11 protein-coding genes are annotated in these 13,288 nt (G+C 64.3%); 7 read left to right on the top strand and 4 right to left on the bottom strand.

Annotated elements, in window-relative coordinates:
* The first annotated feature begins 32 nt into the window (after nucleotides 1–32).
* The 3 genes from BN1233_RS08415 to BN1233_RS08405 all read left to right on the top strand — a co-directional run bounded on the left by BN1233_RS08415 (nucleotide 33) and on the right by BN1233_RS08405 (nucleotide 2,602).
* Complete coding sequence (locus BN1233_RS08415) at nucleotides 33–1,424, top strand: four-carbon acid sugar kinase family protein (protein WP_046863003.1); 1,392 nt, start codon at nucleotides 33–35, stop codon at nucleotides 1,422–1,424.
* Nucleotides 1,425–1,438: 14 nt separating this feature from the next.
* A complete protein-coding gene (locus BN1233_RS08410; protein ID WP_046863002.1) occupies nucleotides 1,439–2,230 on the top strand; it encodes an SDR family NAD(P)-dependent oxidoreductase in 792 nt (263 codons plus the stop codon).
* Between the two features lie 63 nt (nucleotides 2,231–2,293).
* Nucleotides 2,294–2,602 carry a putative quinol monooxygenase gene (locus BN1233_RS08405; RefSeq protein WP_046863001.1) on the top strand — a complete coding sequence of 103 codons (309 nt, stop codon included), beginning with the start codon at nucleotides 2,294–2,296 and terminating at the stop codon, nucleotides 2,600–2,602.
* 52 nt (nucleotides 2,603–2,654) lie between these two features.
* Here the strand turns inward: BN1233_RS08405 and BN1233_RS08400 are convergent, their stop codons facing one another.
* From BN1233_RS08400 to BN1233_RS08385, 4 genes are all read right to left on the bottom strand, one after another.
* Complete coding sequence (locus BN1233_RS08400) at nucleotides 2,655–3,275, bottom strand: hypothetical protein (protein ID WP_048709586.1); 621 nt, start codon at nucleotides 3,273–3,275, stop codon at nucleotides 2,655–2,657.
* Between the two features lie 8 nt (nucleotides 3,276–3,283).
* Nucleotides 3,284–4,177, bottom strand: coding sequence for a DUF6384 family protein (locus BN1233_RS08395; protein WP_046863000.1), 894 nt, complete (start codon nucleotides 4,175–4,177; stop codon nucleotides 3,284–3,286).
* Complete coding sequence (locus tag BN1233_RS08390) at nucleotides 4,170–5,348, bottom strand: hypothetical protein (RefSeq protein ID WP_046862999.1); 1,179 nt, start codon at nucleotides 5,346–5,348, stop codon at nucleotides 4,170–4,172. Before BN1233_RS08390 ends, BN1233_RS08395 begins: the two co-directional genes overlap by 8 nt.
* A gap of 176 nt (nucleotides 5,349–5,524) precedes the next feature.
* A complete protein-coding gene (locus BN1233_RS08385) occupies nucleotides 5,525–9,157 on the bottom strand; it encodes a hydantoinase B/oxoprolinase family protein (protein ID WP_046862998.1) in 3,633 nt (1,210 codons plus the stop codon).
* Nucleotides 9,158–9,454: 297 nt separating this feature from the next.
* On the opposite strand from BN1233_RS08385, the gene BN1233_RS08380 reads away from it, so the two are divergent.
* From BN1233_RS08380 to BN1233_RS08365, 4 genes are all read left to right on the top strand, one after another.
* Nucleotides 9,455–10,273, top strand: a complete 819-nt coding sequence (locus tag BN1233_RS08380; RefSeq protein WP_046862997.1) for a DUF1206 domain-containing protein — start codon at nucleotides 9,455–9,457, stop codon at nucleotides 10,271–10,273.
* Nucleotides 10,274–10,297: 24 nt separating this feature from the next.
* A complete protein-coding gene (locus BN1233_RS08375; protein ID WP_046862996.1) occupies nucleotides 10,298–10,903 on the top strand; it encodes a DedA family protein in 606 nt (201 codons plus the stop codon).
* 45 nt (nucleotides 10,904–10,948) lie between these two features.
* The gene (locus BN1233_RS08370; RefSeq protein WP_046862995.1) at nucleotides 10,949–11,806 is read left to right on the top strand and encodes an SDR family NAD(P)-dependent oxidoreductase; all 858 of its coding nucleotides are present in this window, start codon (nucleotides 10,949–10,951) and stop codon (nucleotides 11,804–11,806) included.
* Between the two features lie 136 nt (nucleotides 11,807–11,942).
* Entirely contained in the window at nucleotides 11,943–13,190 is a 1,248-nt protein-coding gene (locus BN1233_RS08365) for a multidrug effflux MFS transporter (protein ID WP_244470973.1), read from the top strand.
* Nucleotides 13,191–13,288: the final 98 nt, after the last annotated feature.

Below are 13,288 nucleotides of genomic sequence, written 5' to 3'. Positions count from 1 at the left end.
GGCTTCTCGGAGGGCGATTGGGCAGGACGATCATGACACCGTCGGCATCGGACCGGAAGTGTCGCGCACTCCTCGCCTTCTATGGCGACGATTTCACCGGCGCCTCGGAAAACATGGCTCAGTACCATCGCCATGGGCTGAGGACGTTCATGTTCCTCGAGCGGCCGAACCCTGATTTGTTCGCCCGAAAGGCGGCGGAGTTCGAGGTCGTCGGGATCGCCGGCATCGCACGTTCACTCGGGCCTGAGGCCATGGTCCGCGAAGTGGAACCCACCTTCCGCTTGTTCGCCGAAGCGGGAATCCGCCTCGTCCAGTACAAGCTCTGCTCAACCTTTGACTCGTCCCGGGAGGTCGGCAACCTCGCAGTGGCTGCGAACCTCGCGCGCCACATCTTTCCGGGTTGCTTCCTTCCCGTTTTTGCGGCAACTCCAGAGTTCGGGCGCTATACGGTGTTCGGCCACCATTTCGCCCGGCATGGCGACGAAGTCTTCCGGCTCGACCGCCACCCCTCGATGTCGCGGCATCCGACGACCCCAATGTCCGAGGCAGACCTCGGTCGCATTCTCGAAGAACAGGGCACACCTTCAGCAGGCCTCGTCGACATTCGCGCTCTGGATGCCGGCGATGCCGCAATACAGCAGGCGATAGCGCGAGAGCGTGCGCGCGCGAACGGTCCCGTCGTGTTTGACGGCATCCGTGATGACCACTGTCCTCTCGTGGCAGACGCAATCTGGAAGGTCAGCAGAACAGAGGCTGTGGTCGTAATGTCCGCACAGGGCTTCGCGCACGGTTTCGGACGTTTCTGGAACAAGCGGCTTGCAACCGCAGAGCCGCCTGTGGAAGCGCTCTCGGCGATTGACCGCTTGCTCGTCGTCTCCGGCTCCGCCGCTCCACTGACCGCACGTCAGATCGATGCCTTCGCTCGCTCCGGAGCCGTGACCGTTCGGCTGAGGGTCTCCGCGGTCGTCGATCCCGCCACTGCAGCGAGCGCCGCTTCTGCTGCCCTGGACACGGCAGCCGAGGCTCTTTCGGCTGGCAGAAGCGTCTGCATCTTCACGGCCCTCGGCCCGGACGATGAGGAAGCGCCGGGGCTGCGTGAAGTTGCTGCGAGAATGGGCCTCGATCATGGTGCAGTCTCAGAACGGGTCGGCTCTGCCCTCGGGGATGTGGCCCTCCGCCTGATCCGGCAACACGGTCTCGGCCGCGTCGTGATCGCGGGTGGCGACACATCGAGCTACACGCTGCGATCCATGCGGCCGGACGGGCTCACAGTTGCATCCGGCGACTACGCGACCGGCGCGCACGTTTTTCGCCTTGCGGGCGATGGCGCTGTCGACGGACTCGAGATCACCCTGAAGGGAGGCCAGGTTGGAGACGAAGACTTCTTCACCCGCCTGCGCGACGGCCGTGCTGCGGAACCCTGATTGGCGAGGAGACGATGCGTCTAGCTGACAAATACGCACTGATCACAGGAGCAGGCCGTGGCATCGGCTTTGCGACAGCGAGAGCATTCGTGCGCGAGGGCGCCACGGTCGCCATCGCAGATATCGACCTAGAGCGCGCAAAGTCCGCCGTGCAAGGCCTGGAGAAGCTCGGAGGTCGCGGTCTTGCAGTTCACGTCGACGTAGCAGATCCGGCCTCGATCGACCAAATGCTGAGAGCTATCCTGGACGCCTTCGGCCGGATCGACATTCTCTCCAACAACGCCGGTGTCGGCGGCAACACGCCTTTCCTGGAGACGACACTTGCCGAGTGGGAGTTGATTCTGCGCACCAACCTGACGGGAGCGTTTCTCGTAGCCCAGGGCGTCGCCCGGGAAATGGTCAAAGGGGGTAGTGGGAAGATCATCAATATCGCCTCCCTTTCCGGCCAGCGCGGCGGCGACGGTCGAGCGGCTTACGGTGCAGCAAAGGCAGGCCTCGAACTTCTCACCAAGGTGATGGCGGTGGAGTTGGCCCCCTTTGGGATCAATGTAAACGCTATTGCTCCTGGCCCGATCGACACGGAAATGGCACATCTCGCTCACGACGAGGCCACGCGGGCAGCCTATCACTATCTCGTTCCGATGAGTCGTTATGGGACGCCGGACGAGATTGCGGATGCAGCGGTGTTTCTCGCGTCGGACGAGAGCCGCTACGTGCACGGCCACACGTTGAACGTCGACGGTGGTTTCCAGGCTGCTGGGCTGATGTACAAGACGGCTGCAGTGCCCACCCGGCCATCAGCCTGATCTTGGGATGGGAGAGCGGCGGAGCCGGGTGGTCGGGGCATCACCACATGGAAGAAGTCTGACGTGATCCACGTTCTAGCAATCATCACGACAAAGCCTGGCCTGCGCGAAACGGTTCTGAAAGAGCTTCGCGCCATCATTCCAGCCGTGCATGCCGAGAACGGCTGCGTCGAATACGGCCCAGCCATCGATGCAGAAAGAGCTGGTGCGGTTCAGACGACACTCGGCCCAGACGTTTTCGTTATCGTTGAAAAGTGGGATACTGTCGAGGCGTTGAATGCCCACTTGGCAGCGCCGCACATGGCGGTCTATGCGGAAAAGACGAAGGATTTGGTTCTAAGCCGCGTAATTCACGCTCTTGCACCGTGCTGAGAGTTGCAACACTAGAGGCGACCCCTGACTAGCACCCCTAATCTCCGGTGCTTCAGGAGCGTTCACTAAGCTCCTGATCAATCGCGTGAATATGCTCGATCAAGCGCGCCGCCTGTGAATCCGGCTCCGGAGCCGGGCCCTGCAGCAAATCGCGCAGCTCGGGCTTCTGCTCCACCTCCTCGAGCAGGCGAAGGGAGAGGCCCTGATCCGAGGCCTCTTCCTTGAGCCTGTCGACATGCTCGCGCAGGCGGATGGGAAGCTGCATCAGCATCACGTAGTTGATCCTTGCCGTCTCGAACCCGATGAGATGCGCAACCTTGCGGTCGAAATAGCGAGCGAACCGGTTTGCCCGATACGAGCGTGTTCCATAGCCACGTCGCCACAGATACATGAAGAGTGGATCGGCCTCATAGGGCCGTCGCTTCTCTTCGCGATCCGCCTCGGCCTGCTTCACTTTCTGTTCGGCCTCGGCAATCGTCATGGCCCGTGCGCTGTCGGTCTGCCCGGTTGGTGCGGGCAGCAGCCCCGTGCCGTGCGCCCTGTCGATGGCAGCGTCGAGTTCGGAAAGGATGCGCAACCTCTCGGGCTCGTCGAGACGCAGAGTCGCCAACTCGCGCAGGGCTTCCGCTCGCTCGAGCCTCAAGCGCAGAACATCGCTGTCAGCAGCCGGCATGTGGCGCCTCACCACTCGGTAATCGTATCGCCGAGCACCGGCATGGCGTAGTCGACATCCGCCTCGCCCGCGCGCTTCTCACCGAGACGATCCCGCTGCAACACGCCATCCGCCTGCCGATCCCGCTCGACGCTGATAAAGGTCTCTTCCGGCACACGGATTCCCCAGCGGTTCACCATTCGGATCTCCCCGTCCGCCCCCCTTATAGGAAGGGTCAGGATTCCGCCGTCGGGAGCGACCGCTTCGACGATCAGGAAATAGTCCCGGCGGTGGAGCGCGGTTCGTACGGGTCGAGAGACCTCGGCGACGATGCGAAGGAAGTAGGCTCGCGGCAGTTCGTCCCGAAACGCCTCGAGGTTCCGGAGCGCCGCCCTGGCCTGATCCGCGTCGCCCCTTTCGATTGCCTGCTCCCCCTCGGCGAAGAGGCGGTCCGCCCGCTCGCGCGCCGGTCCCGATGCTTGTGCGAAGGTCGCGTGTGTTGCCTCGAGGGAGCCCGCGACCTCGCGTAGAGGCCGGTTCACGAACCAGTCATAGACCACGAAGATGAGCCCTGCCGCGACCAGGACGGCCAAAACCGTCCGGGCGATTCGAAGGCGGGACACCCATAGATGCGCGAGCCAAACGGCGAAGCTGGGCTCCGGCGGGGTATAGACGAAGCGGCTCTCCTTGAGCGCCGCGACACCATCGGCGAGCACCCGGTCGGGGACTTCGATCCCCTGCCCTCTGTAGATCTGGCGAAGGCGCTCGATCAGGGCGGCCTCCCGGCGATCCTCGTCGAGTTCCCGCGCCGCCAAGTCCTCGCGATGCCGCAGCGTGTCGACTACGTCCATCGCGAGCATCACGTCGTCGAGACGGTAGTCCGAACCGCCTCGCTCGTCCGCCGGATCTGTCTCGTCAGCCATTGGCGGGCAGCGCCTGTCCCTCGGCAACGAGGCGGGCGATGCGCCGCTTCCCGTCCTCGACCGCGTTGCGGATTTCCGCCGAGTTCTGCGTCGCGAGGTGGCGCATCTCCGCCACGATCTCGAGGGACCTTTCCTGGAACGTGACCACAGAATCGACCAGCTTCTTGACGGCATCCGCACGGATCGTGGGGCCGTATCCGGAGCGAACCGCGGCCTCTCCGACCTGATCGCCGATCTCCGCGAGGACCTCGAGGCTCTTCGAGACTCCCTCCTTCATGACGTCGAGCGTCTGCGTCGATTCATGCAGGCCGAACAGCCCCGTGAACGAGGCCCTCAGGGCTGTCAGGACGGAATCGTTGGTCGAGAAGAACGAGACTGCCTGCGAATAGACCCGCTCCTTGGCATTCGTGGTCTGCATCAGGCGAGCCATGATGACTTCGGACGTGTTGTAGCTCACCGTAAGATTGTCGGAGAGATCCTTCGCGATCTGATAGCGCTTCTCCTCATCCTGCGTGCGCCGCAACTGCTCGTCGCGCGTCAGCTCACGGCGGGCCCGCTCGGCGACTTCCGGGCCCTGGAAACCCGCAACGTCCTCGGATGCCTTGGCGAGCTTGGCCTTCTCGGCATCGAGCCGTTGCTGAGCCTTTTCCAGGACTTCCAGAGCCATGACCTCGGCCTGCTTCAGGGCGCCGCGAAAATCCCTGTAGGCTTCGAGGATGACGTTCTCGCGCTCGATCTGGTCCCTGGTGGCCCGGGTCACGTCGAGGAAGGTGTCGCGAATCTTGTCGAAGCGATCCGCGACATCCCCGCGGGAGATCTTCATCCAGGCATTGACCACTCTCTCTCGGAAATCGAGCGTGCCGTCATCGAGCTGGTCGACCATCCTTTTGGCGTCGTCCCGGATCGAGTTGAACGACTCGGCAATGTCTCGATAGCGCTGCCCGATATCCATCGCCTCGGTTTGCCGGCGCACCACGTCATTGAAGACGGAGGCCTGCGCCAGCGTCCGTGCAATGATCGTGATCCGGTCCTCGTCCAGATCCGAAATCTTGTGCAGGAGAGCGTTGATCGGCGCGTCTTCGGTGCGCTCGGGCATGAGCCCGAGCTCGCGGAGCGCATTCGTTGCCCGGTCGAGATATTGCATGGGCGATCGCACGACCACATCCGACATGACTTTCCTCCCGCTGCTGAGCACAATAGCACACAGACCGGCCAGCCTGCGCGGCTCCGGTTTACCGCAAACAACGGCTTCGACCCAGCGCTGTTCCTCGCCGGGCCGGTCACTCGGCCATCCGGACGGCCCTGCCTGCTTCGTATGACGGTCTGGGCCCCTCCTCAGGACCGAAGCTAAGGCCGCCCGAAGCCCCCACCCGTCGGCGTGACGACGGTGATCGCCTCTCCGGCCTCGAGGACCGTCTGGTCGCAGCCGCCGAGTTCCTCGATGGCTCCGCTGTTCCGGCGCACGAGATTGTGGCCGACCTGCCCGGGCTCGCCTCCCTCCAGGCCGAAGGGCGGAACGCGCCGATGCCCCGAAAGCAGGGCGCAGGTCATGTGCTCGCGGAAGCGGATGGTGCGACTTGTCCCGTCGCCGGCGTTCCACTGGCCCCGACCGCCGGAACCGCGCCTGATGTGGAAGTCTTCCAGCACGACGGGAAACCGGCTCTCCAGCACCTCCGGGTCCGTCAGGCGGGAATTGGTCATGTGCGTGTGGATCGCGGCGGCTCCGTCGAAGCCCGGGCCCGCCGGGGCTCCCGAGCAGATCGTCTCGTAATATTGATAGGTATCATTGCCGAAGGTGAGATTGTTCATCGTCCCCTGCGCGGCCGCGAGCGCGCCGAGCGCACCGAACAGGCAATTCGTGACGGCCTGGCTTACCTCGACATTACCGGCGACCACGGCAGCCGGATAGCGCGGCGAGAGCATCGAGCCCTCCGGCACGACAATGTGAATCGGGCGCAGGCATCCGTCGTTCATCGGGATCGCATCATCGACCATGACGCGGAAAACATAGAGAACGGCGGCGCGCGTCACGGCTTCCGGAGCGTTGAAATTATCGGAGCGCTGCGGAGACGTGCCGGTGAAATCGACGACCGCCTCCCGTCGCTCCCGGTCGACCTGGATACGGACCTTGATCTCGCAGCCCTGATCCATCGGGTAGACGAAGCTCGAATCCTTGAGCCGGTCGACCACGCGCCGCACGCTCTCGGCGGCGTTGTCCTGGATATGGCCCATATAGGCTTCGACGACATCGAGCCCGAAGTGATCGATCGCCTTCAAGAGCTCCGCCACACCGCGCTCGTTCGCAGCAATCTGCGCCTTGAGATCGTTTACGTTCTGCACGTAGTTCCGCGCGGGATATCTGGCGCCAGTGAGCAGTTCGATGAGTTCGCGCTCGCGGAAGTCGCCTTGGTCGACGAGCTTGAAATTGTCGATATAGACGCCCTCTTCCTCGATGACGCGCGCATCAGGCGACATCGAGCCCGGCGCGGTCCCTCCGATATCGGCATGATGCCCGCGTGACGCGACCCAGAACAGGATCGTCGTGCCTTTCTCGTCGAAGACCGGCGTGCAGACAGTGATATCCGGCAGGTGCGTGCCGCCGTTATAGGGCGCATTCAACGTGAACACGTCGCCGGGCCGGATAACGGGATTGTTGCGCAGGACGCTCTGGACGGAGGCGCCCATCGAGCCAAGATGCACCGGCATGTGGGGCGCATTCGCGACGAGCCGTCCGCCCCGGTCGAACACGGCGCAGGAGAAATCCAGCCGCTCCTTGATGTTCACGGAATAGGCCGTGTTCTGGAGCGTGACGCCCATCTGCTCAGCGATGGACATGAAGAGATTGTTGAAGATCTCGAGCATGACCGGGTCCGCGTCGGTTCCGACGGATCTCTGGCGCACCTTCGCGGTCACACGATCGAGGACGAGATGATCCCGCGCCGTCAGTGTCGCCCTCCAGCCGTTCTCGACGACGACCGTCTGATTCGCCTCGATGATCAGCGCCGGCCCGATGACCGCCTGACCAGGCCTGATCTCCTCCCGGCGATAGACCGGCGCCTCGTTCCAGACCCCATCCGAATAAAGCCGCGTGCGCATCGATGGCGGGCCGAGCGGCTCTTCAGTAACCGTGAGATCGGCCTCGACATCCGCCGCTCCACCGCCGACAGCCTCGATGGAGATGGCCTCGACGACGATGCTCTTGGAGCGGTCGATGAAACCGAAACGTCCGCGATGTGCTGCCTCGAACATATCTTGCAGATGCACGAAGCTCGCCTGTTCGACAGCGCCCTCGCCTCCCGCATGGCGGCGAATGGCCTGTATCTCCAGAGCGGTGTCGGTCCCTGCGTAGCGCAGGTGAGCGCGCACATCGACGTGGATCTCGCCGGGCTCGACGCCTTGGCCCAGCAACTCCCGGCGTGCCTCCTCGATGAGCGGTTCGGCAGCCGTGGCGATCCGCCCCACGACCGCCTCGGTAAAGGATTCTTCGAGCGAGACCTGACGCAGCGCCCGGATATCCGCGAGTCCCATTCCGTAGGCCGAGAGGAGCCCGGAATACGGATGGATCAGGACCATCGTCATCCCGAGCGCATCTGCGACCCGGCAGGCGTGCTGGCCGCTGGCCCCTCCGAAGGCGTTGAGCGCGTATTGGGTCACATCATGGCCGCGCGCAATCGAGATCTTTTTGATCGCCTCGGCCATGTTCGCGTCGGCAATCTGCAGGAATCCTTCGGCAACGGCTTCGGGCGTGCGGCCGTCGCCGATCTGCTCGGCGAAATCGGTGAAGGCTGCCACGACGGTATCGCGGTCGAGTGGCTCGTCGTGGTTCGCTCCGAAGATGGCGGGGAAGAGTTCCGGCACGAGCTTGCCGACCATCACGTTCGCATCCGTCACCGTGAGGGGCCCGCCATTGCGGTAGCAGGCCGGTCCGGGATATGCGCCGGCCGAATCCGGCCCGACGCGGAAGCGCGAGCCGTCGAAGTGAAGGATGGAGCCCCCACCTGCTGCGACCGTGTGAATCTGCATCATCGGCGCGCGCAAGCGGACGCCCGCAACCTGGGTCTCGAAGGTCCGTTCGAACTGGCCGTCGAAATGGGCGACGTCCGTGGACGTCCCTCCCATGTCGAAGCCGATGACCTGCCCGAAGCCTGCGGCCGCGCCTGTCCGCGCGAGAGCCACGACGCCGCCCGCCGGCCCGGAGACGATGGCGTCCTTGCCCTGGAACAGATCCGCTGCGGTGAGTCCGCCGGACGACATCATGAACATCAGGCGGGCGCCAGTGCGGCCGATATCGAGTTCCGCTGCGACCTGCGCCACGTAGCGACGCAGAATCGGCGACAGATAGGCGTCCACGACCGTCGTGTCGCCGCGCCCGACGAGCTTGATCAGCGGGCTGACCTCGTGACTCACGGACACCTGCTGGAAACCCATCTCACGAGCCATGCGCGCCACCCGCGCCTCGTGATCCGGGTAGCGATAGGCGTGCATGAAGACGATCGCGAGCGCGCGGAACCCATCCTCCTGCAACCTCGCCAGGGCCTGTCGCACCTCGTCCTTGTCTAGCGGTTGCTCAACCGTCCCGTCGGCAAGGACCCGTTCGTCGACCTCGACGACACGGCCATAGAGAAGATCCGGCTTGACGATCTGGCGGGCGAAGATGTCGGGCCGCGCTTGGTAGCCGATCTCGAGAGCATCCCGGAAGCCCAGGGTCGTGACGAGAGCGGTTGGCTCGCCCTTGCGCTCGAGAAGGGCATTCGTCGCCACCGTCGTGCCCATTCTGACTTCGCCGATCAGGCCGGCCGGGACCGGATCTTGGTGACCGAGACCAAGGTGGAGCCGAATGCCGTGGACTGCAGCGTCCCGGTAGGCGCCGGGGTTCTCCGACAGAACCTTGCGGCTCCGGACCCTGCCGAGGGGATCGCGCGCCATCACGTCCGTGAAGGTGCCCCCGCGGTCGATCCAGAAATCCCACACGCCTGTCATCGTGGTCTCCACACCCTGCCAGAAAAACCGAACCCTGCGATCTCGTGGCGAACCCGGCGGACGACCGCCAACGCTCAGCGGTCCCGGGCCTGATCGCGCTGCCTCTCTGCAGCAGGCGGATCGGATCCGCAATCGAGAGAATGGTTTCCCGGGGACCCGGCCCGCCGGCACGCCCGATCAGAGGACCCAAGGGAGTGGCCTTCCGGCGGAACACTTGCGCCCCTCCCCTCGTTGCCGACTGCCTGGCTTGCGGCAATCGGGAGGCGTGTGGTGAGTTCGTCGAACCCGCTGGAAATCATGGCGCGCCTCGGATACGGCGCGCGCGGAGTGGTTTACTGCCTCGTGGGTGGGCTTGCAGTCCTTGCTGCGATCGGAAGCGGTGGCCAGACGGGCGGGAGCCGGAGCGCATTGCGCACCCTTCTCGACCAGCCTTTCGGAGACCTGATCATCATCGCAATCGCGCTGGGATTGGCCTTCTTCGCAGCATGGCGGCTGATCGAGCCCGTTACCGACGCCGACCATCGGGGCAGTTCCGGGAAAGCGCTGGCGACACGCGGTGCCCATTTCCTGAGCGGGCTGGTTTACGCCGGTCTCGCCCTTTCAGCCTTGCGTCTCGCCCTCGGCCGGCCAGACTCGGGTGGAGACGACCAGTCGGCCCGCGACTGGACCGCGTGGCTCCTGGAGAAGCCGTTCGGACAGTGGCTCGTCGGGATCGTGGGGCTGGCGATCATCGGAGCAGGCATCGCCTTTCTCCTGAAAGGGTGGCGTGGGAACGTGACCGAGAAGCTGCACTGCGATCAGCAGACATCTCGGTGGGCCATTCCGGTCGGGCGAATGGGCTTCATGGCTCGCGGCGTGGTGTTCGTCCTGATCGGCGGGTTTCTCGTCGTTGCGGCGTGGTACAGCTCGTCCCAGGAGGCGATCGGGCTCGGTGGCGCTCTCGCGAAGCTCGGCTCCCAGCCCTATGGCCAGGTGCTTTTGGGAATCACGGCGGCGGGTCTCCTGGCTTTCGGAGTGTTCGGGCTGGTCCAGGCCCGTTTCCGTCGGATCGACGCACCGGATCTGGATGATGCCAAGAATGCCGTTGCCGATACCGTGCAGGCCATCCGGCATTGAAGGCATGCGAAGAAGGGGCAGTTGATGTTCGATTGGATCACCGGGCTCGTCGAGAGCAGCGGCTATCTCGGCATCGCCTTCCTGATGTTCGCCGAGAACGTCTTCCCTCCGATTCCTTCGGAGCTGATCATGCCGCTGGCCGGCTTCACGGCGGCGCGCGGCAAACTCAGCCTGCCGCTCGCCGTCCTCGCAGGCGCCCTAGGATCGCTCGCCGGCGCGACGATCTGGTACTATGTCGGGCAGCTTCTCGGCTACGATCACCTCCGAGCCGCCTCGGCCCGCTACGGCCGTTGGATGACGGTCTCTCTGGACGATCTCGATCGTGCCCAGGCCTTTTTCCTGCGGCACAGCGGCAAGGCCGTGTTCCTCGGCCGCCTGATCCCCGCGATCCGCACCCTGATCTCCATTCCGGCCGGGATCGTTCGGATGCCGTTCGTGTCATTCCTGGCGTACTCGACGATAGGAACGACCCTTTGGACCCTCCTGCTCGCCGCGGCCGGATATATGCTCGAGGCGCAGTACGAGCTCGTCGAAGCCTGGCTCAATCCTGTGACGAACGTTATTCTCGCGGCCATCCTTGTTCTTTACGTCTACCGGGTCGCGACCTTTCCGAACGCACCTCAGCATTGAACATTGCGCTCGCTTGGAGGCGAGCGATTGGATGTGGAGAGCGACATGGAGCATCATCCTGCAATTGCGCGCGGCAACGTGGCGGTCGTCACCGGAGCCGCCAGCGGGATCGGACTGGCCGCCGCGAGGCGTCTGGCGTCACTCGGGCTGAGAGTCTGCCTCGCCGATCTTCCCGGCGATGCGCTCGACCGAGCGGCAGAAGACGTCGCGGCAGACTCGCCCGATAGCACGGATGCCGTGCTCGCCGTTCCGACGGATGTCCGCCGACGCGAAGCTGTCGAGCAGCTCAAGGACCGTGTCGAGAGCACCTTCGGTCCGATCGCGCTCCTGATGAACAATGCGGGAATCGAGGGCGGTGGCCAGATCCTCAGTGACCCGGGGCGCTGGCACTCCATCCTCGACACGAATCTGTGGGGTGTCATCAACGGAATCCAGGTCTTCGCGCCCGCCATGATCGGGAACGGAGCGCCGGCGGCCATCGTCAATACCGGATCAAAGCAGGGCATCACGACGCCACCGGGAGATACGGCCTACAACGTCTCCAAGGCTGGCGTGAAGGTCGCGACCGAGGCCTTGGCCCATCACCTCCGGACGATCCCCGGATGCCACGTCACCGCGCATCTCCTGATCCCGGGCTTCGTCTTCACGGGGCTGACCCGCGCCCGCGGCGTTACCGAGAGACCTCCGGGAGCCTGGACACCGGACCAAGTCGTCGACCTGCTCCTTCCCGCCATGGCGCGCGGCGATTTCTACATCCTGTGCCCGGATAACGAGACCACGACCGAGATGGACCGAAAACGGATTCGCTGGTCGGCCGAGGACGTGATCGAGAACCGGCCTGCCCTCTCGCGCTGGCATCCCGACTACGAGGAAGCATTCGACCGGTTCATGCGCGGCGAGTGATGGCGGAGTCGGGCATGGCGCCGCCGTACATCCGAGCGAGTCTTCACACCGGACGCTAACCAGATCCCATCGGCCAGTTGCAGGATTGCCAGAAAGCGGCAGGGCGGCGACAAGGCAGGCCTTCCGAATCTCCGTGATGACCCAGCACCAGCCCGCCCCAAGCCGCACCTCGGCCGCGCCCTCGCATTCTCCGATGGGCTTCGCCGAATTCGTCGTCCTCATCGCAAGCCTGATGGCTCTGAACGCTCTGGCGATCGACATCATGCTGCCTGCCCTTCCGGATATCGGCAACGCTCTCGGAGTCCTCCAGGACAACGATCGGCAACTCGTCCTCTCTTCCTATCTGATCGGCTTCGGGATCGGGCAGGTTCTGATCGGCTCGGTCTCGGACCGGTTCGGCCGCAAGGCCGTCCTGCTCTGGGGCCTTGCACTTTATGTCCTCGCGGCCGGCCTCTGCGCGATGACGCCGAGTTTCGAGTTGCTCCTGGCCGCGCGATTCCTCCACGGGCTCGGATCGGCGGCACCGCGGGTGATCACCACCTCCGTGGTGCGCGATTGCTTCGGCGGCCGTGCCATGGCGAGCGTGATGTCGCTCGCCATGATGGTGTTCATGGCCATCCCAGTGCTGGCGCCCTCCATCGGACAGCTCATCATCCTGTTCGCACCGTGGCGGGCGATCTTCGTCCTCCTGACGGCTTACGGATTTCTCATTGCGATCTGGGTGATGCTCAGGCTGCCCGAAACACTCCCGACAGCGAAGCGGCGGGCGCTTGGCCCGAAGCAGATATTATCCGCGTTCCGGGAGGTGCTGACCACGCGACAAAGCCTCGGATACGCTCTGGCGGGCGGCACGATGTTCGGCGCCCTGTTCGGCTTCCTGATGTCGGCGCAGCAGATCTTTACCGAGATCTTCGGGCTCGGTCCCTATTTTCCGCTCGCCTTCGCTGCCATCGCTCTCGCGATGTCGGTGTCGTCGTTCATCAATTCGCGGCTCGTCGGGCGATTCGGGATGCGGGTCATGTCGCACGGAGCCGTGACGGTCTTTACGGGCGTCTCCGCTCTGCTCGCACTCCTCGCCTCTTTCGGCGCGCTTAGCCTTCTGCCCTTCATGGTCCTGCTCGGCGCGGTCATGTTCCTCGTCGGCATGATCTTCTCGAATTTCAATGCCCTCGCGATGGAGCCACAGGGGCATATCGCGGGCACGGCATCCTCCCTCTTCGGATCGATCACGACGCTGATCGCGGCCAGCATCGGGTCGGTCGTGGGGCATGCCTATGACCACACGCTAATCCCGCTGAGCACCGGCTTTCTTCTGCTTGGCGCCCTCACGCTCGTGATCATCGCCGTGACGGAAAAGGGGCACCTTTTCCGCGCGGGGGGATAGAGGCGGCCCCACTCCGCCCTTCGTGCTCCCTTCGGATCCAGCGGTTTTTGACTTAACGCAACGCGCTATCCGGCAGATCGTGGTGTGCTGTTCGTGTG

It is taken from the genome of Microvirga massiliensis, from assembly GCF_001006805.1.
Taxonomy (GTDB): Bacteria; Pseudomonadota; Alphaproteobacteria; order Rhizobiales; family Beijerinckiaceae; genus Microvirga; species Microvirga massiliensis.
Note: the sequence above shows the minus strand (reverse complement) of the source record. Positions and strands in the feature narration are given on the sequence as shown.

Coding starts and splice junctions, on each gene's coding strand:
- BN1233_RS08410 (WP_046863002.1), top strand. CDS start 1,439: ATGCGTCTAGCTGACAAATACGCACTGATCACAGGAGCAGGCCGTGGC.
- BN1233_RS08385 (WP_046862998.1), bottom strand. CDS start 9,157: ATGACAGGCGTGTGGGATTTCTGGATCGACCGCGGGGGCACCTTCACG.
- BN1233_RS08380 (WP_046862997.1), top strand. CDS start 9,455: ATGGCGCGCCTCGGATACGGCGCGCGCGGAGTGGTTTACTGCCTCGTG.
- BN1233_RS08395 (WP_046863000.1), bottom strand. CDS start 4,177: ATGGCTGACGAGACAGATCCGGCGGACGAGCGAGGCGGTTCGGACTAC.
- BN1233_RS08365 (WP_244470973.1), top strand. CDS start 11,943: ATGACCCAGCACCAGCCCGCCCCAAGCCGCACCTCGGCCGCGCCCTCG.
- BN1233_RS08415 (WP_046863003.1), top strand. CDS start 33: ATGACACCGTCGGCATCGGACCGGAAGTGTCGCGCACTCCTCGCCTTC.
- BN1233_RS08390 (WP_046862999.1), bottom strand. CDS start 5,348: ATGTCGGATGTGGTCGTGCGATCGCCCATGCAATATCTCGACCGGGCA.
- BN1233_RS08370 (WP_046862995.1), top strand. CDS start 10,949: ATGGAGCATCATCCTGCAATTGCGCGCGGCAACGTGGCGGTCGTCACC.
- BN1233_RS08375 (WP_046862996.1), top strand. CDS start 10,298: ATGTTCGATTGGATCACCGGGCTCGTCGAGAGCAGCGGCTATCTCGGC.
- BN1233_RS08400 (WP_048709586.1), bottom strand. CDS start 3,275: ATGCCGGCTGCTGACAGCGATGTTCTGCGCTTGAGGCTCGAGCGAGCG.